Origin of the sequence: Enterococcus sp. DIV1224 (genome assembly GCF_050555455.1) — a bacterium.
GTDB lineage: Bacteria > Bacillota > Bacilli > Lactobacillales > Enterococcaceae > Enterococcus_B > Enterococcus_B lactis.
The window spans coordinates 694,878-714,358 of the sequence record NZ_CP187859.1 but is presented as its reverse complement, the minus strand read 5'-3'; the positions used below and the strand labels follow the sequence as shown (position 1 = coordinate 714,358).

At 35.0% G+C, this 19,481-nt stretch carries 21 protein-coding genes and 2 pseudogenes; 4 read left to right on the top strand and 19 right to left on the bottom strand.

Annotated elements, in window-relative coordinates:
* Positions 1-72 precede the first annotated feature (72 nt).
* From IGK53_RS03340 to IGK53_RS03330, 3 genes are all read right to left on the bottom strand, one after another.
* The gene (locus IGK53_RS03340) at positions 73-753 is read right to left on the bottom strand and encodes a WxL domain-containing protein (protein WP_430604992.1); all 681 of its coding nucleotides are present in this window, start codon (positions 751-753) and stop codon (positions 73-75) included.
* Between the two features lie 284 nt (positions 754-1,037).
* Entirely contained in the window at positions 1,038-2,141 is a 1,104-nt protein-coding gene (locus IGK53_RS03335; protein WP_002329507.1) for an alpha-hydroxy-acid oxidizing protein, read from the bottom strand.
* A gap of 221 nt (positions 2,142-2,362) precedes the next feature.
* A complete protein-coding gene (locus IGK53_RS03330; protein WP_002290894.1) occupies positions 2,363-2,833 on the bottom strand; it encodes a DUF4809 family protein in 471 nt (156 codons plus the stop codon).
* 327 nt (positions 2,834-3,160) lie between these two features.
* Here IGK53_RS03330 and IGK53_RS03325 point away from each other — a divergent pair, with 327 nt between their 5' ends.
* The gene (locus IGK53_RS03325) at positions 3,161-4,801 is read left to right on the top strand and encodes a malolactic enzyme (protein ID WP_002290893.1); all 1,641 of its coding nucleotides are present in this window, start codon (positions 3,161-3,163) and stop codon (positions 4,799-4,801) included.
* 153 nt (positions 4,802-4,954) lie between these two features.
* Entirely contained in the window at positions 4,955-6,277 is a 1,323-nt protein-coding gene (locus tag IGK53_RS03320) for a 2-hydroxycarboxylate transporter family protein (protein ID WP_002308483.1), read from the top strand.
* A gap of 61 nt (positions 6,278-6,338) precedes the next feature.
* Here IGK53_RS03320 and IGK53_RS03315 read toward each other — a convergent pair whose 3' ends face one another.
* The 16 genes and pseudogenes from IGK53_RS03315 to IGK53_RS03240 form a co-directional block, all read right to left on the bottom strand.
* Complete coding sequence (locus tag IGK53_RS03315; protein ID WP_430604991.1) at positions 6,339-6,773, bottom strand: GNAT family N-acetyltransferase; 435 nt, start codon at positions 6,771-6,773, stop codon at positions 6,339-6,341.
* Between the two features lie 63 nt (positions 6,774-6,836).
* Positions 6,837-7,672: pseudogene (locus IGK53_RS03310) on the bottom strand (sulfite exporter TauE/SafE family protein).
* 501 nt (positions 7,673-8,173) lie between these two features.
* On the bottom strand, positions 8,174-9,130 hold the full coding sequence (locus IGK53_RS03305; RefSeq protein ID WP_086324618.1) for a hypothetical protein: 957 nt from the start codon (positions 9,128-9,130) through the stop codon (positions 8,174-8,176).
* Positions 9,131-9,387: 257 nt separating this feature from the next.
* Positions 9,388-9,702 (bottom strand): hypothetical protein, encoded by a 315-nt coding sequence (locus tag IGK53_RS03300; RefSeq protein ID WP_002331591.1) that lies wholly within the window; start codon positions 9,700-9,702, stop codon positions 9,388-9,390.
* Between the two features lie 76 nt (positions 9,703-9,778).
* The gene (locus tag IGK53_RS03295; protein WP_002340436.1) at positions 9,779-10,273 is read right to left on the bottom strand and encodes a hypothetical protein; all 495 of its coding nucleotides are present in this window, start codon (positions 10,271-10,273) and stop codon (positions 9,779-9,781) included.
* Entirely contained in the window at positions 10,266-10,580 is a 315-nt protein-coding gene (locus IGK53_RS03290) for a hypothetical protein (protein WP_002340435.1), read from the bottom strand. The genes IGK53_RS03295 and IGK53_RS03290 overlap by 8 nt, the downstream gene beginning before the upstream one ends.
* Before the next feature lie 21 nt (positions 10,581-10,601).
* A pseudogene (locus IGK53_RS03285) lies at positions 10,602-11,879 on the bottom strand (relaxase/mobilization nuclease domain-containing protein).
* A gap of 44 nt (positions 11,880-11,923) precedes the next feature.
* Entirely contained in the window at positions 11,924-12,421 is a 498-nt protein-coding gene (locus IGK53_RS03280) for a plasmid mobilization protein (protein WP_002320996.1), read from the bottom strand.
* Between the two features lie 148 nt (positions 12,422-12,569).
* Positions 12,570-12,908 (bottom strand): hypothetical protein, encoded by a 339-nt coding sequence (locus IGK53_RS03275; protein WP_002320997.1) that lies wholly within the window; start codon positions 12,906-12,908, stop codon positions 12,570-12,572.
* 3 nt (positions 12,909-12,911) lie between these two features.
* The gene (locus IGK53_RS03270) at positions 12,912-13,097 is read right to left on the bottom strand and encodes a hypothetical protein (protein WP_002340434.1); all 186 of its coding nucleotides are present in this window, start codon (positions 13,095-13,097) and stop codon (positions 12,912-12,914) included.
* Positions 13,098-13,110: 13 nt separating this feature from the next.
* Complete coding sequence (locus tag IGK53_RS03265; protein WP_196019003.1) at positions 13,111-15,750, bottom strand: pLS20_p028 family conjugation system transmembrane protein; 2,640 nt, start codon at positions 15,748-15,750, stop codon at positions 13,111-13,113.
* Positions 15,737-15,955, bottom strand: a complete 219-nt coding sequence (locus IGK53_RS03260) for a hypothetical protein (RefSeq protein ID WP_196019002.1) — start codon at positions 15,953-15,955, stop codon at positions 15,737-15,739. Before IGK53_RS03260 ends, IGK53_RS03265 begins: the two co-directional genes overlap by 14 nt.
* Positions 15,952-16,773, bottom strand: coding sequence for a helix-turn-helix domain-containing protein (locus tag IGK53_RS03255; RefSeq protein WP_196019001.1), 822 nt, complete (start codon positions 16,771-16,773; stop codon positions 15,952-15,954). The genes IGK53_RS03260 and IGK53_RS03255 overlap by 4 nt, the downstream gene beginning before the upstream one ends.
* Before the next feature lie 25 nt (positions 16,774-16,798).
* Positions 16,799-16,999, bottom strand: coding sequence for a hypothetical protein (locus tag IGK53_RS03250; protein ID WP_002331600.1), 201 nt, complete (start codon positions 16,997-16,999; stop codon positions 16,799-16,801).
* 45 nt (positions 17,000-17,044) lie between these two features.
* Positions 17,045-17,329: a helix-turn-helix domain-containing protein gene (locus tag IGK53_RS03245; protein ID WP_002331601.1), complete on the bottom strand. Its 285-nt coding sequence runs from the start codon at positions 17,327-17,329 to the stop codon at positions 17,045-17,047.
* Positions 17,330-17,362: 33 nt separating this feature from the next.
* Positions 17,363-17,563, bottom strand: coding sequence for a helix-turn-helix transcriptional regulator (locus IGK53_RS03240; protein WP_002331602.1), 201 nt, complete (start codon positions 17,561-17,563; stop codon positions 17,363-17,365).
* A 140-nt stretch (positions 17,564-17,703) separates the two neighbouring features.
* Here IGK53_RS03240 and IGK53_RS03235 point away from each other — a divergent pair, with 140 nt between their 5' ends.
* Both IGK53_RS03235 and IGK53_RS03230 read left to right on the top strand, forming a co-directional pair.
* Complete coding sequence (locus tag IGK53_RS03235; protein ID WP_002332571.1) at positions 17,704-18,225, top strand: helix-turn-helix domain-containing protein; 522 nt, start codon at positions 17,704-17,706, stop codon at positions 18,223-18,225.
* Positions 18,226-18,274: 49 nt separating this feature from the next.
* Positions 18,275-19,420 carry a site-specific integrase gene (locus IGK53_RS03230; protein WP_196019000.1) on the top strand — a complete coding sequence of 382 codons (1,146 nt, stop codon included), beginning with the start codon at positions 18,275-18,277 and terminating at the stop codon, positions 19,418-19,420.
* Positions 19,421-19,481: the final 61 nt, after the last annotated feature.

The following is a 19,481-nucleotide window of genomic DNA, read 5'->3' as shown; positions in this document are numbered from 1 at the left end:
AACAACAACTGCGGTAAAAAGATTCTTCACCCATAGTATTTTCACCGCAGTTTGTTGAATTCATTTCATATTCTATGCTACTGGGCCAGCCACGAGGTTCCAAGTCAAATCAGCCGTGAATGTTCCAGCTGCTGCTTTAGGTACTTTCAGCGTGATATTTGCTGGATCATAAACAGAAAGCCATGTTCCTAGACCTTGGTCTTTTGCTGCTGTAAATATTGGTGTCGCTGCACTTGCTTTACTTAATCCAGTCACAGCTTGACTAGTTGGTGCAGTGGCTTCGTTATCTGAGGTATTTTTGACAGTGGATGTCCCAAAATCCAATTCAGCCCCTTGCAAAACTTGTGAACCGTTTACAAAATCTGAAACCGAAACTGTCACGTTCCATCCTTGCGCTTGCCCGACTGCACCTACACCTCGACGATCTGATACTTGAAGATAAGGTGTATCATTTTTTGAAGCGTCTATTTGATATGTTTTTGTTCCGCTTTCAATCTCGTGTGTACCAAACGGCAATTCGGGAACTACATCCAGCGTTAAAGGACCTGTCTGGCCAGTTCCTGGATTTTCCGGATCTGCCGGCTCTACTGGTTTAGAAGGATCAGTAGGATCAAGGGGTACGACAGTATTTGTTGGCTCAGTAAAGGTAATATCTCCTTTTGAAGTTGCTTGACCTTCAGCAAAAGCTGGGGTTGCCAAGCCGCCTAGAAGAAGTGTTGAAAGTAATAATGTCCCAATCATGTTCTTTTTCATAATAAATCACTCCTTTTTCTTAGTGACCTAAGTATAGTAGAGACAGCATGCAAAAAATCCTCATGAATTCATCCGCTTACTTGAAATTCTGTCCCTTTTTGTATAAAAAGAGAAAAAAGCAATAAAATCGTTTACATGAATATTCTTATTTTTTTATTAAGTATGAAAAAACATTTCAATTTTCTTTTTTTCATTTCAACTTATTCTATTAATGCTTCTCTGACCCATACAAATAGGAGTACGGCATCAACTGCCGCACTCCTATTGTTTTCGTCATTTGTATCTTAAATAAAACGATTCTCACGCAATTTTATTTTTTTGATATCTTCTACTGTTTGTGTTCCAGCTAATTGCATGACCATTTCCAATTCTGTTTTAAAGAAATCAAACACTTGACGGACTCCTGTGCTTCCTCCTAAAGACAATCCATAAATAACGGGTCTGCCAATAGCAACAAGATCTGCACCTGATGCGATTGCTTTGAAAACATGCTGTCCGCGTCGTACACCGCTGTCAAACACGATTGGTACACGTTTATCTACTGCTTCTGCCACATATTGCAACGAATCAAACGCTGCTGAACCACCATCTAGTTGACGGCCGCCATGATTAGATACCCAGATTCCGCCAGCACCAGATTCTAATGAACGATAGACATCTTCTTCTGACTGGACACCTTTCACATAGACTGGCAAATCAGAATGAGCAGCAATAAATTCTATATCTTTTGGACTAAGCTTCTGTTTGGAAGATTTGTACACAGCATCCATCGTTTGGCCTACTCCTGATTGATAAGCCTGAACGATCGGCATTGGCAGTGGGAAGGTAAACCCATTTCTGCGGTCTGTTTCACGGTTTCCGCCAACTGTTGCATCCGCTGTCAATACGATTGCTTTTGCTCCATTACGCTTGGCCACTTCAAGAATATCCAAATTGATCCCATCATCTTTGCTCATATAAAATTGAAACCATTGCGGTGCTTTCTCCCCGCCTGCTTCTCTTATCTCTTCTAATGTACAAGAAGCGTAAGAACTTGCTGTATAGATCGTCCCAAAATCTGCTACACCTTTTGCAGAAGCTTTCTCCGCCTTCACATGAGCTAAGCCATGAGCAGCAACTGGTGCCATGATGATTGGTGCAGTCAGCGTTTCTTCGTCAAAATGTGTAGTTGTATCGGGTAATTCTACATCTCTTAATACATGAGGAATAATCAGCTGATGATTGAATGCCCGTTCATTTTCTTGATAAGTAAATAAGTCGCCAGCACCACTGCTGATGTAACCATAACCACCAGCTGGAATCACTTGTGAAGCGGCTATTTCTAAATCTTCCATATTGATAAAATCCACTATTCCTTCATTTGTACCTGCTTGATACGTTTTTTCCATTTCAATGCCTTCCCTCTATAAAAAATTGAATGAATAATATGATAGCGTTTACACATTTTATATTACTCTTCCGTATTGATACAGGCAAATAATCTGTTTACATTTCAGTCATTCCAGTTGTTACTACTCTGAAAGAAATGTTTAGAACACAAATAGATAAAAAACGATGGGACTTTGACAAAAGTCGTGTCAAAGTCCCTTTTACGAAATACTGTGGATGCCTATTGAAATAAGTGCGGGTTGTTTCTTTGTGTTTCAATCGTTTCTTGCCATTCTTCGTTTAATTTTGGATTACCGTTTTCTTCCTTGAACGCATAAGGTCCCAATCCAAAAAGCTCAGTTAGTATTTGATTCACGATTCCATATAGCTCGGTGTGATCGGACACATGATTATTGAAGATCATCTCATTATCACCACGTTTGAATCTCACATTCGGGCTCTCATGATGAACCTCTATGCAGTTTTCCCCTTTTTTTAACTGACGGATTTCTGAAAACATCTCATAAATATCTTCTCCAATAAAACCTTCAGCAAGCGCCAGACTGTCCACAAGACCGCCTACTGTCAACTCAGAGATTATCGCTTTGTTGGCACCAAGCTTTAATGTATAGCTTGTTGCTTCTACTACGCCGCACGCATTGCAACCACCTTCTGATAGTTCGCTTTTTCTGATCAATTGAACTTCTTTCATTTTCTGATCCTCCTCTTAGTTTTCTACTTATGTATTTTTTATCACCTGACGTAAGTGAACTTTATCGTCACGATCACGTGATTTATTCTTCAGAGATTCTATTTATTAACATATCTTTTATTCTTCTACTTTTCTTTCTTTAGCATATAAGAGATACGCATAGTAATCAAGCAAGGATTGTTGATATAAAAAGAACAAATACCGCTATTTTGATTTCTTTTGACTCTATTACTCATATAAATAAAATTTATTATACCTGCTCTTTTTGACTATATCCTCATCTGACTCCTATACTTCGTTTGTATTAAAACTTAGGAGGAATCATTCATGCTTACAGGGCTAAACTTATTAAATAATCCTTTTCTAAATAAAGGAACAGCTTTTACAAAAGAAGAACGGGCAAAATACGGAATCACTGGTATGCTTCCAAGTACTGTCCAAACATTGGAACAACAATCTGTCCAAGCTTACGGTCAATACTTAAGCAAACAGACCGATTTGGAAAAACGTATCTTCTTAATGAATCTATTCAATACGAACCGGACATTGTTTTATAAATTGATGGGCGAACATTTAGTTGAATTCATGCCTGTCGTTTATGATCCTGTCGTTGCGGATTCAATCGAACAATACAACGAAATTTTCTTGAAACCACAAGATGCTGCATTTCTTTCAATCGACGAACCAGAAAATATCAAAGCAAGTTTGAAAAACGCAGCAGGTGGACGCGACATTCGTTTGATCGTTGTGACAGATGCAGAAGGAATCTTAGGTATGGGTGACTGGGGTGTGAACGGTGTTGACATCGCTATCGGTAAATTGATGGTCTACACTGCTGCGGCTGGTATCAATCCTGCACAAGTCTTGCCTGTATCAATCGACGCTGGTACTAATAACGAAGAATTATTGAATAATCCATTATACTTAGGGAATCGTCATGCTCGTGTAGAAGGCGAAACTTACTACGAATTCATTGATCAATTCGTTCAATCAGCTACTGAATTATTCCCAGAATTGTTATTACATTGGGAAGATTTTGGACGAGGAAATGCTGCAACGATCTTAGAAAAATACGAAGATAAAATCACTACTTTCAATGATGATATCCAAGGCACAGGAATCGTTGTACTAGCTGGTGTATTAGGTGGATTGAATATATCAGGTGAGCAATTGAAAGATCAAACGATCTTGACATTTGGTGCTGGTACTGCTGGTGTAGGTATCGCAAACATCCTTTTAGATGAAATGATCCGTCAAGGTGTACCTGAAGAAGAAGCACGCCAACATTTCTATCAAGTAGATAAACAGGGTTTATTGTTTGAAGATACAAAAGGATTGACTCCTGGTCAAATCCCATTCGCTCGTAAACGCTCAGAATTCACTAATGCTGATGAATTGACAAACTTAGAAGCAGTTGTAAAAGCAATCCATCCAACGATCATGATCGGTACTTCTACCCAACCTGGAGCATTCACTGAAGAAATCGTGAAAGAAATGGCGGCTCATACCCCACGTCCAATCATCATGCCTTTGTCTAATCCAACAAAATTGGCAGAAGCAAAAGCAAAAGATTTGATTGAATGGACGGACGGAAAAGCTTTAGTTGGAACAGGTATCCCTGCTGCTGATGTGGAATATAACGGTGTAACTTACCAAATCGGTCAAGCAAATAATGCGTTGATGTACCCAGGTTTAGGGCTTGGTTTGATTGCTTCAACAGCTACACGAGTAAATGCTGAAATCATTTCTCAAGCTAGTCGAGCATTAGGCGGAATCGTTGATGTAACAAAACCAGGAGCAGCTATATTGCCTCCAGTAGCAAAAATCACTGAATTCTCTCAAACGATTGCTGAAACTGTCGCAAAATCAGTTGTTGCACAAAAATTGAATCGTGAAGAAATCACGGATATCAAAGAAGCTGTTGAATCTGCTAAATGGGTTCCTGAATATAAATCTTTAGAAGATTAAGATTGTTATAGTAAAAGAACATACAGAAACTTTGTATGACGTCTAAAAAGAAAAAAGCGACTGCGGCAAAACAGCAGCCAGCCAACTACTGCTCTTTTGCCGCTTCTCTTTGGCTTTTTTCATACGATACAGAATAAGAAAGGATCTGTAAAAATGGCACAAAAAACAACAACTGCAACTGCAGTTGAGGAAAAGAAAAAAGAAGGGTTTTGGTCAACAAAAATTACCGGCGTAAGTTTGCCCCTTTATTTGATCATGGTCCTTGTCCTGATCATTGCAATGGCTTTAGGAAAATTACCGACGAATATGATTGGCCCAATCGCTGTTTTGGTCATTTTCGGTAATTTATTTCATTTTATCGGAACAAAAATCCCTATCGTCAAAAGTTATTTAGGTGGTGGCTCCGTTTTTGCGATCTTTGCCTCTGCCGCGATTGCTACATTTGGGATCTTACCTGAGTATGTAGTAAAATCCACAGAAAACTTTGTCAGCAATATGGGCTTTTTAGACTTTTATATTGCTGCCTTGATTACTGGTAGCATCCTTGGTATGAACCGTAATCTATTGATGAAAGCTTCTGTTCGTTTTATTCCCGTTGCACTTATTTCAATGGTCGTCTCCTTTTTTGCCGTAGGACTCGTAGGTATGCTTATCGGAAATGGTTTTGCAAATTCCGTTTTATATATCTCATTGCCCGCAATGGCTGGTGGTGTTGGAGCCGGAGCTGTACCTTTATCAACGATTTATGCAAATGTTTTAGGTACGGACGCTTCTTCTATCATTTCCCGCCTGATTCCTGCGACAGCAATGACAAATGTCCTAGCTATCATTGGTGCAGCGTTAGTTGCTCGTGCGGGACAATCAATGCCAAAATTCAACGGTAATGGTAAATTAATGGAAAAAGGCGACCTTGGCGATGGAAAACCTAGAAATGTAAAACCTTCCATTCCACAATTAGGTGTCGGTTTGATGGTATCATTGACTTTCTTCATCTTAGGACAAATCGGTAACTATTTTGTTCCTAAAGTCCATGCTTACGCATTCATGATCATTATCGTTGTTATCTGTAAAATCGCAAACCTATTACCAGAATATTACGAAGATGCAGCTATCATGTTCAACAACTTGATTGTCAAAAACTTGACAGCAGCTGTTCTTGCCGGTATCGGTATTGCGTTATTGAATCTAAATGTATTGGCTTCTGCTTTGACATGGCAATTTGTTGTCTTATGTTTGACAAGTGTTATCGCGATTTCAGTAGTTTCAGGATTTGTCGGTCGTTTGTTTGGTTTATATCCAATCGAATCAACTATTACTGCTGGCTTATGCAACAACTCGATGGGTGGTACAGGAAATGTAGCTGTCTTATCTGCAGCTAATCGGATGGAACTTATTGCTTTTGCTCAAATGGGCAATCGGCTTGGTGGTGCCATCGTTTTGATCATCTCAGGTTTCTTGATGCAATTACTTTCTTAGTCAAAAAAAATACCTGATCATCAAGTATCGGCTTGATGACCAGGTATTTTTTGATAAAAATTTACAGGATTTTCAAAAATCTTTTTTGCATTTTATCGGAATGATAACCGATGCGTTCATAAAATCGGTGTGCTTCTACTCTGTATTCTGCAGAATTAAGTCTTATTGCTGATATTCCTCGTCTTTTCGCTTCTTCTTCTACGCCAGTCATCAAGGCCTTTCCGATTCCTCTTTTTTCAGCATGTTTAGACACAGCAAGTGCCATAATATTGAACATCGGATCGCTGAAAATCGATTCATAGGACTCCGATTGTACATAGCCAGCTGCTTTTTTAGAAGTAGGATCTTCATAGACCAAGAAAAAATTTTTTTCTGGCTCCTTCAACAGTTTCTTCATTTGTCTCACCGTAACGGTTAATGGTACATCATATCCTAATTGTTCCGCATTGATTTCTCGTAGTGCTTCTGCATCTCCTAAACGCATTTCCCGCAACATCCAAATCACCAGCCAATTTTTATTTTTTTAAATGAATTTTTTTATCACAGTATACTCCTTTTTTCACTTAAAAAAAGACTTTTCAGTGATTTTGACTTGCGTTAATCTAGATTCTCCTAATGTTTGTAAGATGACAAAGGCATTGTAACAATTGACCAAAAGAACCACGAGGACAATTACTTGAAAAATAAAGGTCACTTTTTTTGGAGACAAAATCCTGCTAAATTTTGCTCCCCACAAACCTCCAATAACAGCAGCGGGGATAATATAAAACAACATAGATAAATCAAAGCGCATAAAGCCACTTGTTAAGCAATCGTTACTAATTTAGCCAGTTGAGAAAAGAAAATCGTAGATAGAGAATACAGCGTTGCTTCTTTTATTGGCAAGGCAAACATCAGCATCAGTAATGAAACATTGATGGGTCCACCACCGATACCTAAAAAGCTAGCTAAAAAGCCCAAGATCCCCCCACATATAAGATACCAAATCCATGACGTTAGATGAAATTTTGGCTGATGATGCTTGGTGTAGAAGAACGCAAAAACCAAGGTCAATACCGTCAAGAAAATTTGGATCAGCTGCACATGCTTTTCATTTTCAAACAACCGTAAAAAAATTTCGAATACAATGTTACCGGCTATTCCTCCAACTACAGCTCCACCAGATACCCAACCGACAATCTGCCAATTCAGCGATTTCCCACTTGATACTTGTCGCACTGTCGAAACAATAGACATCGTGAATACCGCAACCGTTGAGTAAAAAGAAATACCTGCAACAGAATGGGCACCGATAAGATCAAGAATCGGTTTGATCAACACGCCTCCGCCCATGCCAGAAATAGCGCCAACTGTATTTGCCAGAACGATCACCACAAAATAAATCAGACCAATCATATCATCTTGTATATCCTTTCTCTTATTTATATCTTTTAGCGATTTTTACTCTTTGCTTATATTATACAGTAAAAGAAACGAACGAGGCTTCGAAAGCTTTTCTACTTTTTAAAGAAATGTAGTGCTAAACAAAAAAACCGGGCTCTCCTTTTCAGAGAGTCCAGCTTTCTTGCACCATATCAATTCTTTTATTCTATTCTTCTTCTTCAGCCATGAAGTTAAGTTCATTGACAATAGTTGAAGATAGTTGGTATTTCAACAATTTTTGAATAGAGCTAATCGCTTTATTGATTCCAATTCATCTTGATTGGTATTCTAATCGGCTTCAAAAACGTATTCAAGTTGCGTGGCGTGCTTTTAATGAGGAAAAAATATCACCTAGCAACCCATTTCAAGGGTATTTTTACGGAAACATAATCAAAAATTAGTCCTTGTTCAGTAATACTTTTATTTAATCGAACTTGTCAAATATTATTGTAAATTATAGTAAATATTTTAGAGTTAATCCAATACCTGTAAAAATTTATCGAGTTCTATATATATATATAGAATTTCTTTTGCGTATTGCTCATTATTAGACGGATTATACGTATTGGCTATTTCTTTTACCCAACATTCTTCATATTCGTAGCTTTCTATTTCGATAAACATATTTTTAAGAATATCTATTCCTTTAGCAATGCTTTCTTTATCATCTAAAGAATATTTCGATTGTACTTGCATTATTCCCGTAGAATATCTTCCCGAAGAAAATTTTGATACTACAAACTCTACTAGCCTATAGAATTTAGGGCGACTAAAATTTTCATATATGATAAAAGAATAAACCAAGAGAATAAATTTTCTCGTTATTTCCTTATCTATTTTGAATTCCTCATCAATGTTGCTTAATATATAAGAATTGTACTTATCAAAAAAATAAGAATAACTATTTCTTATGTATTTTTCTCTTCGTGAAGTAACATCTCTATCTTTAAAAACTGTAACTAAACTATTTTTGAAAATGTCGTACAAAAAAAGAATTAGCAAAAGCACTATTTCATTTTTAAAATCATCAATAGGGATTATTATTGAAATACCAGACCGAATAAATTTATCAAAGACTATATAAGTTCCTAATAAAGTTAAGGTCACTAAGGTAAATTCATATCTAAAGTTCAAAAGTGATTTTCTTTGTAAAATAAAAAAAATCACAAAATATCTGATTAATAGATATCCGATTACAACAAAATACAAATTATTTACATAGGGTTTGGCAATATTCATTTCATTTAACAAAAGAATATATATATTGGAAATAAAAATATTATAGATAATATTTATTCCTGAAGTTGTTTTGTCCTCGCTAAAAGAAAAAGTATCATATTTTTGCTTTAACAGCGCTAAATTAGAAATAGGAACTCCGAGTATTTGCATAATAACAAAGAGCACCAGACTATTCATTATGATAAAAACCATTTTCATCCACCCTTAAAAGTACATAAATTTTGAATCGCATATTATATGGTATGTAACATGAAAGTATACTCTATTGTTACATACCTTATTTCTTATTATATCAGTATTTCTCTGTGACACATAAGGGTGTAACATAATTATTTTAAACGAAATGACTACAAGTAGTCATTGAAGCAAATCTCCATAAGACATTTGTAAAATCTTTTAAAAAGAAGCGTCGAAAGAAGGAACTTTTCTTCAACGCTTCTTTTATTGACTCAATTTTCAATATTACTTGAACGAATAATCTGATTTCTAAACTCTCGAAAAACTTCTTGTGGTTGATAATAGTCTGGATCTATTTCAAATGTTTCTGAGAATAATTCATTGAATTTTTCTACTGAAATAATGATTTTACCATTCTTCTCTCGACTGTTTTCTATTATTTCTGCTTCTAATTCAAATAAATCTAGTGACGAACTAAAATCATAAATCCTGTCATATTGAATAAAAAAATCAAGAAAAAGTTGCTCAAACTCTTCCTTATTTATCACTAATGTTTCAAACGGAACAACTTTATTTTCCTCAGCCATTCTCCCAGTTCCCCCACTTCCATTTTCAAAAATCACAAAACTGATATTACCTTAAAAGCTACTGACAAAATAAAACTTATAAAGTAAATGGCAACCCAACTAGGTAACCATTTGCTCTACGTAATACGATTTGGTAATCCTGCATTTCATTCGGTAATTCATAATAGTAATTTATTGTTTCTGCTTTGTCACTTTCAATATACTCTGGATTATCTAATATCATAGCATACTCATAAAGCTCTTCACCATCCTTATTTTCAATCGACCATTGTTGTGGACGTATTGGTTTTTCTGTATCATTTTTAAGTGTATAGGTCACTTGTAATACACGATCATGTTGTGCAAATTCATTTCTTTTTTCGGTCACTTCAATATTTTTAAATGTTAGTTCAACCCCATCTGCCTGATAAGTTTCACCTATTTTTAAATCTATTGTTACAATTTTTATTGGCTTTTCTTCTGGAAAATGTCTGGCTTTAATTGTTAGATAACTTCCAAAAAGAATCAATCCTAGTAGCACTAAAAGAATTCCTTTAACGAGCCACTGAAACGGGAAGTAAACTTTAAACATCTTTTTTCTCCTCCGTTTTGTATTTGTTTTTTAGAGAATACGATAACTTTTGATCAATGTCATCAAGCTTTTCAATTACTTCATTACTTATCATTGATTCTAGTTCTGAAATTTTTTGTTCAAATTTAATGCTTTCAGAATCATTAAATTTATTATTTGATGGACTAGCTAACACTGGTAAATTTGAAACCATAACACGAAACATATTTGCCTTGGAACCAAAAACTCCTTTGTTTTGGTTGTAAAAATTGTTGAATATTTCTTTAGTTTCTTCTGAAGCCGAGACTTTAAAATATGGATAGTTCATTTTTTCTCTCTCCCTGTTTACTCAAAAATCCATATCATATTGATTTTGTCGTTTTTGATAATCAATTTCTCTTGCTGTTTCTTCATACTCTCTCCGAGCTTTTTCAATCGTACCATCATCAATTGCACGATTAAATAAATAAAGAACACGTTTTGTTTCTTGAATATAACGCTTCTTAAAATTACGTTCTAAAGCGGGTTTAGTATCATGAACGTTAAATTGGTCATAATCAGTTGATAAACTCTCTGAGATATCATAAACAACTTTTTTATACACCAAATCTACACATTTCTTCTTATACTTTAAAGGCTCCTCTTCCACTGCAAATCCAAAGAATTGGTCTTTATTCTCACCAAAAACATCTAATACAATTTCTATTCTGTCCTCTATTTCAAATTTATATTTGTCATAAAATTCTTCATAATCTTTTGATGATCTAAGAAATGGTATATTCTCATTATCTAATTCAAAGCGTTGCGCTCGTTCTTGCCAATTAATTCTACTATCCGCTCTACCATTTAACGATTTACCAAGATGTCGAATAGCAATTTCAGTGAGTACCTCTTCAGATTGAATTTGCTCCGCTTTTTTATTTTCTGTGAACAAATCATCAAGATAATTCATATCATAGTTTTGCCCTAAACGCTTTCCGCCAATCTTTAAGATTAACCCACCTTCAGAATCTAAGAGTTTGTACCCAATACGCTGATTTTTGGCAAATCGATAGGTCTCAACAGAATGTTTTTTCTTCAATTCCGCATGAAAGTCATCATAATTTTTCGCATACTGAGCAACTTCAGAAACAGCTAGTTTTATTTTTTCTCGATTTGAAATCTTATTTTCAGTTCTAAATTCACGTTCTTTCCAATTTTCACGATCTGCAACTAAATGATTATACTTATACATATCAAGTGGGCTAATTCCATTATCAATAAGTATATTATCATTCCAAGCCTGCAAAACTCGAATATCATTCTTTCGAATATCCATTTTCTTTCCTGTTCGCTGATCGTTTGGTGAAATACCAAAGTGATTGTGAACATGCCCTTTGTCTGTGTGTGTGACGACCAAAATTTACTGGTTAGGAAACATTTTTTCTGCCCACTTAACACCCAACTCATGTGCTTTTTCAGCGGAAATATCTTCTAGTGGATCAAAGCTTTGTGTAAAATGCCAAAGCTTTATTTTCCCTTTATCACCAAAAATTTCATTGGTTTGTTTAAAATCCTCAATAGCATTTAAATCATTCGATACGCCAATTCCTGTCACGAGTTCAGAATCTTCTTGTTTATTTAACATATATGAAATTGTATTATGAATACTCCTACTTTTTGAAGCAATTTTTATAATCGAGCCCATAACTTATTCAACTCTTTTTCCAAGCGATTCAATGGATCACTTATTGATTTTATTTGTATCATTAAGTCATTTTTTTTAGCATATAGCCGCTTTAAGCGCTCTTGCTTAGTTGTAAAAGATAAGTAAACACTCTGATGTTCTTCTTTTTGTATCTCGGTATCTTTTTTATTTAACTGAACACGCAAATAATTTGCTGTTTTCACTAATTGATTCAAATTTCTTCCTATTGCTAGTAAATGAAAATTAATTTCTTTATATTGTCGATCGGTATATTTTAGACTTTTCCCTGCGTTGTCTACTGCGATTTTCTTCACGTACATTGGAACAGATAAACCAAAAATGTCTGCTGTTTTTTCTAGCTCTTGGTACTGATAATCGTCTACTCGAAACTTTATCGGCCTATTTTGTCGTCGACTATCTTCATTACGTTTATATCGCTTTCGCCTTTCTTCTAATGGTAGTTTACTGACATCAATTGCCATGCGCACTTCTCCTTTCCAATATTATTTTTAAGTTCAAAAGAAGCAAGCGAGGGGAAAGGGAACCCTTCCCCGCTTGTCGAGGGAGTAAACTCCCTACGAGCACCCTCATGCTCCGCATTTTATCGAGATTAGATAGTCGATAAATCAGCTACCTAACACTTTCTTCTTGCGTCTCTTCTCGATAGAAAATTCGATACGCTGTCTCTCCTTTTCTTCTCAAAAATTGTTGGAACTTCGTTTCCAACAATTGATCGCTTGCAAGAAATTCATGCACTAGGGTAAATTCGCTATTCGCGAAATTTACCGCCTTTTGCCATTTTTCTCGAGTACCTTTTTGATTAATCTCAAAAGTTTCTTCAAACTCTTTTACTGATGAAATTCCTGTTTTTTCATAGGCAAACTTTCCCAGTTCGGGATAAAGCTTTCTCTCCAACTCGGCGAGTTCTTTTTTCAAATCTGCAATTGATTTTTGTTTTTTCCTTGCCATTTTTCATGCTCCTTTTTGTATGTGACTAAGTTCATTCATAAGCTCATTTTTCATCTTTAATTCTTCTTGAATCATCAGTTCAATATAATTAGTGACCGTGATTTTTTCATTTGTTGCTTTCTTTACTGATTCACATAATTCGTCAAGTTCTAAGAAATCATGTGTACTAATCTGTAGAATTAATTGCATGAAAATCACCTCTTTATTTTTTAAGTAAACTATCGAAAAGTGGATTAGGATCATTAAGTGTATCTCTGAATAACTCGTTGTCTTCATAGGTGAATCTTCGTCTTGGTTTTGATCCCTTATCATTTTCACGGATTTCACTATCAATAATCACTGTTTCATGATTTGAATCAAATTTTTTCGCTGACTTTCTGTCTTCAACGATATTGATTTTTTGTGTTTTTTCTTTCATTTCTCCACTATCTTTTTGAGCGTTCTCCCGAACATCTACTGTTTTGAACCCTTGACTACTTGTAGAACTTTGTACATTTTCTCGGACATCTACTGTTTTTGGTTGACTTGCACTGCTACTTTGCACGTTCTCTCGGACATCCACTGATTTAAAGCCTTGACTACTTGTAGATTTTTGTACATTTTCTCGAACATCAATTGTCTTAGTACCTTGACCATTTGAAGAACTTTGTAAATTCTCTCTTACATCAACATTCCGTCCGACATGACCATTCAATGAACCTTGAATATTTTCTCGGACATCTACTGATCGGCCACCTTGACTACTTGTAGAATTTTGTACATTTTCTTTGACCAATTTTTCTAATCCGGTATTTGAATTTTTAGCTTCTTGGATTCTTTCTTTGGTCAACGCTTCTTTTTCGTCCATATTAGCGCCTGTACGCCCTTCTACACGTTTCCTTAACATTTCCTCACGATTCATTGCTTCAGGCCTGTATTTCTCTCCCTGTCGCTTCTGATTAATTAATTCTTCAGCAGACTTAGCTTGACCGTGCATAGCATTTTTACGTTCTTCAATATCTTGTTGGACTTTTTGCTGAATCGCACTTACAGGATTATTATTCGATTCAGCATTATTTTTCATTGCTTCACGCATATGTTCAGAACTAGACATAATTCTATCGGCATTTTCAACCTTAGCACCATCTTTTCTATCCGAAAGACGTGTTGGCATGGAATCAGCATATTTTCCAGTTTCATTTTCTTTATTTTTAGCCAACATAGGTTTGCTATTTTTATTAATAGCGGACACTGTACCATCATCTAAACCTTCTTTGAACTTATTCTTAGTATCATTAGCCATATCACGCATACTCTTAAATGGTTTTGTTGCTCTTTCACTAGCCATTGTAGCTCCATCTGAAGCTAAACCTGATAATCCACGTTCATGGGCATATCCCAAAGCTCTTCCAGTTTTGCCAGCTTTTTTTGATAGAGTTTCACCGAAATTCTTTTCTGGTTTTCGATCTTCTCCTTCTCCGCTGTCTGATCCATTTCCGTTTCCGCTTCCTTTGGCACGATTAAATCCATTTGATCCTTTTCTAAACAGCATTGCACCCATTCCAAAAGCAGAAGCAAGTTGCCCATAGCCTTCTTTGAGTCCAATATCCACGCCAAAGTAACGCATGACTGTTCCACTACCCTTTATTAGAACGAACACGGCACAGATATAAGCAATTGTTTTTATAAAAATATTTGTTGAGATACCTTCGCCAGAGTTTAAATAATTTATGAACATTGCAAACATAGACAATCCGAATCCCTGAAAACCGACAGTCAAATAACACTGTAGAATATCTGACAAAACTTGTTTTGATCGTTGTCCTGTTTCTAAGTCAGTAGCAAATACTAAAACTCCGAGTACACGTTTAAATGCTAACTCGAGTATTGCTGTAATAATGACAAACGCGCTAAACACGTATGCGATTGCCAACGCTGTCAACCCAATCGAAATTCCCCAAAGATTTGCTTGATAGCGATAATAGCCTGATTTCAAGCTATCAGAAAATGTTGATAAAAAGTTATCAGAAAACTTTGTGGCAACAAATTCATTATTAGAATTTTCAACTAATTCATAGCGAAGATTATCCGCAGCTGGATTTTCTTTTTCCATTTTATCAATTACATTATCTGTCAATACTTGCGTAAGATCCGTTTTCCAGAAATTTTCTTTTGTTAGATTATTTCGGTCATTTGTTTTATCAATTGTCGAATATTGATCTGTCTTATTAATATAAGCTAAATCTGTCACTCCCTGCTCAATCAATGACCATGCTACACCGCCATCTTGATTATTGATACTAGTTGCGTCATTATAAAGAGTCTTTGCAAACATTATTCCTGAAAGCTTTTCTGTTGATCCAATCAAAGTCGGCATTAAAAGAATTAATACTATCGACATTACAACATTCATTCCAACAGATTTTAGATCAACCGTTCCTTTACTTGTAATCATTTTATAACCAATAATCACTAGTGAAAGTATCATTAAGCCAACAACAATGGTACTTAAAACTGATTGATAGACTTTGTTCAATCCGGTACTTTCTACAAAGCTAAACAAATCTAAAACCTCGGGAATCATATTTTGAATGCCCTCGACAACAGCGAACATTGATTTTATAACAGACCATCCTATCCACATACCGAACTGGCTGTAAAAATTTCCGTTATATTTTTTAAGATAATTCTGATAAAGTGGATTAGTTAAAAACTCAGTTTGGCTTTTTGTATCATCAAACCAGTTGAAAATGCTAGCTTCAACAATATTACTTGTAAAAACAACGCTAATCATTAAAACAAGTACACTGAGTGCTAACCAGTTTATTTTTCTACTAACGATTTTTTCTTTAATTGCTTTCATAGTTTTCTCCTTCAGCCCATTTTCTTAGGCTCTCAGAGAGCTGCTGAGCCATTTTTTGATTAATTATGATATGAGTTACACAATTGTCATTTTCAGCTCTTAAATCGAGAACTACTGTGTTGAAGCAGATACTCTCAATTATTTCGAGAGTATCAGTGTTTTGATCAAGACACCATATCTGATCTATTATACGATTTTTAATCATGTTTCTTCTCCTTCTAACCAGTTATGCATAGGTACTTTAGGTAACTCTTTAATTCTGAAAGCTTTGTTGAATTGATCTGTAGTCTCTATATTTTCTAAAAGCTGATTTTTATATCTTATTTCGAGACCTCTGAGAAAATATTTTGCGTAATCGAATAATCCTTCATCTGTTTTTGCTTGAAAAACGCATGCTTTATGTTGTGTTATAATGCATTGAGCGTTAAGGTACTGAGTATTTTCATATACAAATTCAATGATTTTTCTGATATCTTTTATATCTACATTAGCGTTTTTCAAATATTGATACACTTGTAATAATTTTCGACCAGCGCCATTATTTTCTTCATAAAGAACACTAATCTTAGTATAAATTTCCTTTATATTAATATCCTCTTCTTCTTTATTTAAATTAGTATTAGTTACATTAGTATTAGTATTCGCGGATTTTCCAGTGTCTGGTAACCCGGAGACTGGAAAATCCGGTTTCGATGGAGAGAAATTATTCTCTACAGAATAAATTGGTTGATCAGAAGCATACCAGACAAAATTTACAAACTTTCCATTTTCTCGTATCTTCTCTCCTTTAACATATCCGGCCATCTTTAATTCTTTCCAGCCACTCTCAAAACTATCTTTACCATCTTTTGAATGTGTCATAATCTCACTTTTATATATTTCCCAGTCATTCGGCAAACTAGCCAGATAGGTTAAAATCCCTTTTGCTTTCCATGAAAGATTTCTTTCGTTCAATGGCTCATTTCGAATTTGTGTGAAATTACCATTCGCAAAATTCTTGTAAATTCTTTGATTATCGCTCATTTCTTCATCTTCTTTCTAAAAAATGTTAAAATGTAGTCAAATAAAGTTTGTTTAGAACTTTATTCTTGAGTGTCCCCCTGGTCGTCAAACTTAGCGGGGCACTCTTTTTTATTTTTCTCAACGCATTTCTAATTTCCTTTGCGGCATATTCTTGCTGCAACAAATCGAATGATAAATAATATTCAATCTCTTTCATAATCAAATTCACTTCTTCATCTTCAGTCATTTACCCACCTCATTTTTCCTCTTGAAAGCACGCCACGCACTTATTTTAAACTTCATACTCTTTAATAAATCTTGCTAACTCTTCTTTTCTGATAAATTGACAGTCTCCGATGACACTCACCTTTAAACCACGCTGATTAATGAATTTTTTTAGTGTACTTCTACTACAACTCAAATATTCACATGCTTCTCCGAGCCGGAAAATTTCTTTGCTTAAAGATGTCTCCATACGAACTTGATCAACAGCTTCCTTAGCGACTTGATAAAAATATTTGCGCAATGATTGATCCATTTCGTCTGGAAGTATCACTTGAATTTGTTGAAACCCCATAATCCCCCTCCTTGAGTTGTATTTTTTTATAACTTAATCAACAAAAAAAATTTCATCAATGGTTATATCATTTTTTACTTCTTTAAAAAGTTTTTTGAGTTTAACTTTTTCATTGTCGCTAAATTTAATTCTACCTCGTTCCTTTAAACTATAACTCTGCTTACTAATTCCTATCAGTTTAGAAATCTGTTCTTGAGTCAAACCCAGCATTGTTCTATAGCCGCGAACTCTCATTGCAATTACCTCCGTCTTTTTAAGTTATGAAATATTACAACTTAAATATTACCATAATTTATCCTAATGTCAATCTCTGGTAATAAAATTGTGTAACTTCTTTATCAATCATGTTAAACTTAAATAGGAGGTGACAAGTAATGCCTGATGACAATAAAAATATTAAAATGATTGGAAAACGCATAAGGGAAATAAGAAAAAAAGAGAATATGACATTAGAAGAATTCGGCAAACTATTCTCTCCTATGGCTGATAAAGCTGTTGTAAGTAACTGGGAAAATGGTAAAAACCTTCCAAACTCAGAAAGAATTAAAAAGATTGCAGAAATTGGCGGGGTTTCTGAACTTTATCTTATGACTGGCGTCGATTCAAGCGTCACAGAATCAATGTATTTTCTATCCGAAGTAGCACTAGACTCTTTGGAACACCTCTCTAGCGAAGAAGTAAATAGAATAATTAAAAGCTTCGCTACTTATCTTAACGCAATTTCAAAAATTGATAATCCAGATGTAAAAGAAATATCGCTCAATCTTATCGGTTTGATTCAATTTTTATTAACTGGGGAAAAAGGAAACCGTGAATTATCCCCCACAGAGCTTTTCGAACTAAAATCTGTAATTGACCATTCGTTAAATGAAATTGTAAAAAAACATTTATCATAAATATTTTTCCTATCAAAAGCACGCCACGCAACTGATAGGAGGAAAAATAATGGCAACAATTAAACAATATGAAAAGAAAGACGGAACCAAAGCATGGTTGTTTCAAACTTACCTTGGAATCAATCCATTAACTGGTAAAGAAGTCCGTACTACACGTAGGAATTTTAAAACAAAAAAAGAAGCACAAATCGAACTTAATAGACTACTTGTAGACTTTGAAGAGAACGGGCTTAAACAGGATACAAACGAGACTTTTCAAGAAATCTATCAACTTTGGTATGAAAGCTATAAAACCACTGTAAAGGAAGTCACTAAATTAAAAATTGAGATCAAGTTCAATAAATGGATTCTTCCAAAATACGGTAAATTCAGGATCAAAGAAATCACTGTAAAACACGTTCAGAAAATATTGAATCAATGGGCAAAAATGACGAATCAATATAAAGTCCTACATTCTACTGTAAGCCGTATTTTTAAATACGCAATGACTTTGGGGCTAATTACTAAAAACCCCTGTGAACTTGTAATCATGCCCAATAAAAATATTGAACAAAAGAAAGATGCTGTCAAAATTTATTCACGAGATCAACTAGAAGTCCTCTTCCAATACTTGGAATCAAAAGGAAGTACCTATAGAACAGATTACGATAAAACGCTACTTCGCTTTCTATTTTTTAGTGGTTGTCGAATTAGTGAGGCTTTAGCTTTGAACTGGTCAGATATTGACTTTGATTCAAAAACCGTCACTATAAACAAAACCTTAAGCCAAACAAAATATGGGTACAAAATTTCAAGTCCAAAAACGAGAAATAGCTATGGTTCTCTATCTTTAGACAATAAAACAATTAATTGGCTAAAGAAATGGCAAATCAATCAAAAAAGATATATGTTAACCCTTGGTATTACTGATCCAACAATGATTTTTTGTGGAATCTACAAGGAAATCATTACTAAACATGCTATTTATTCTCGTATGATCACAATCTGCAAGAATTCTGGTATTCCATTTCTAGGTAATCATGTAACCAGACATACTCATGCTAGTATGCTGTTAGAGTCAGGAGTCTCGATGAAGGAAGTTCAAGAACGGCTTAGACACTCATCAATCAAATTAACAATGGATACTTATGCTCATCTAACTAAAGAAACCAAAGAAAAAACCGTTGAAAAGCTTGCAGAGCACCTAAATTTCTAGCGGAACGTATTCAATCTCGTATTCAATTCAACATACAAAAAAGCTGAACCCTTAACTACCA

Bases quoted from the DNA above. Each gene is read 5' to 3' on its own strand.
- IGK53_RS03340 (WP_430604992.1), bottom strand. From the start codon at position 753: ATGAAAAAGAACATGATTGGGACATTATTACTTTCAACACTTCTTCTA.
- IGK53_RS03335 (WP_002329507.1), bottom strand. From the start codon at position 2,141: ATGGAAAAAACGTATCAAGCAGGTACAAATGAAGGAATAGTGGATTTT.
- IGK53_RS03330 (WP_002290894.1), bottom strand. From the start codon at position 2,833: ATGAAAGAAGTTCAATTGATCAGAAAAAGCGAACTATCAGAAGGTGGT.
- IGK53_RS03325 (WP_002290893.1), top strand. From the start codon at position 3,161: ATGCTTACAGGGCTAAACTTATTAAATAATCCTTTTCTAAATAAAGGA.
- IGK53_RS03320 (WP_002308483.1), top strand. From the start codon at position 4,955: ATGGCACAAAAAACAACAACTGCAACTGCAGTTGAGGAAAAGAAAAAA.
- IGK53_RS03315 (WP_430604991.1), bottom strand. From the start codon at position 6,773: ATGTTGCGGGAAATGCGTTTAGGAGATGCAGAAGCACTACGAGAAATC.
- IGK53_RS03305 (WP_086324618.1), bottom strand. From the start codon at position 9,130: ATGGTTTTTATCATAATGAATAGTCTGGTGCTCTTTGTTATTATGCAA.
- IGK53_RS03300 (WP_002331591.1), bottom strand. From the start codon at position 9,702: ATGGCTGAGGAAAATAAAGTTGTTCCGTTTGAAACATTAGTGATAAAT.
- IGK53_RS03295 (WP_002340436.1), bottom strand. From the start codon at position 10,273: ATGTTTAAAGTTTACTTCCCGTTTCAGTGGCTCGTTAAAGGAATTCTT.
- IGK53_RS03290 (WP_002340435.1), bottom strand. From the start codon at position 10,580: ATGAACTATCCATATTTTAAAGTCTCGGCTTCAGAAGAAACTAAAGAA.
- IGK53_RS03280 (WP_002320996.1), bottom strand. From the start codon at position 12,421: ATGGCAATTGATGTCAGTAAACTACCATTAGAAGAAAGGCGAAAGCGA.
- IGK53_RS03275 (WP_002320997.1), bottom strand. From the start codon at position 12,908: ATGGCAAGGAAAAAACAAAAATCAATTGCAGATTTGAAAAAAGAACTC.
- IGK53_RS03270 (WP_002340434.1), bottom strand. From the start codon at position 13,097: ATGCAATTAATTCTACAGATTAGTACACATGATTTCTTAGAACTTGAC.
- IGK53_RS03265 (WP_196019003.1), bottom strand. From the start codon at position 15,750: ATGAAAGCAATTAAAGAAAAAATCGTTAGTAGAAAAATAAACTGGTTA.
- IGK53_RS03260 (WP_196019002.1), bottom strand. From the start codon at position 15,955: ATGATTAAAAATCGTATAATAGATCAGATATGGTGTCTTGATCAAAAC.
- IGK53_RS03255 (WP_196019001.1), bottom strand. From the start codon at position 16,773: ATGAGCGATAATCAAAGAATTTACAAGAATTTTGCGAATGGTAATTTC.
- IGK53_RS03250 (WP_002331600.1), bottom strand. From the start codon at position 16,999: ATGACTGAAGATGAAGAAGTGAATTTGATTATGAAAGAGATTGAATAT.
- IGK53_RS03245 (WP_002331601.1), bottom strand. From the start codon at position 17,329: ATGGGGTTTCAACAAATTCAAGTGATACTTCCAGACGAAATGGATCAA.
- IGK53_RS03240 (WP_002331602.1), bottom strand. From the start codon at position 17,563: ATGAGAGTTCGCGGCTATAGAACAATGCTGGGTTTGACTCAAGAACAG.
- IGK53_RS03235 (WP_002332571.1), top strand. From the start codon at position 17,704: ATGCCTGATGACAATAAAAATATTAAAATGATTGGAAAACGCATAAGG.
- IGK53_RS03230 (WP_196019000.1), top strand. From the start codon at position 18,275: ATGGCAACAATTAAACAATATGAAAAGAAAGACGGAACCAAAGCATGG.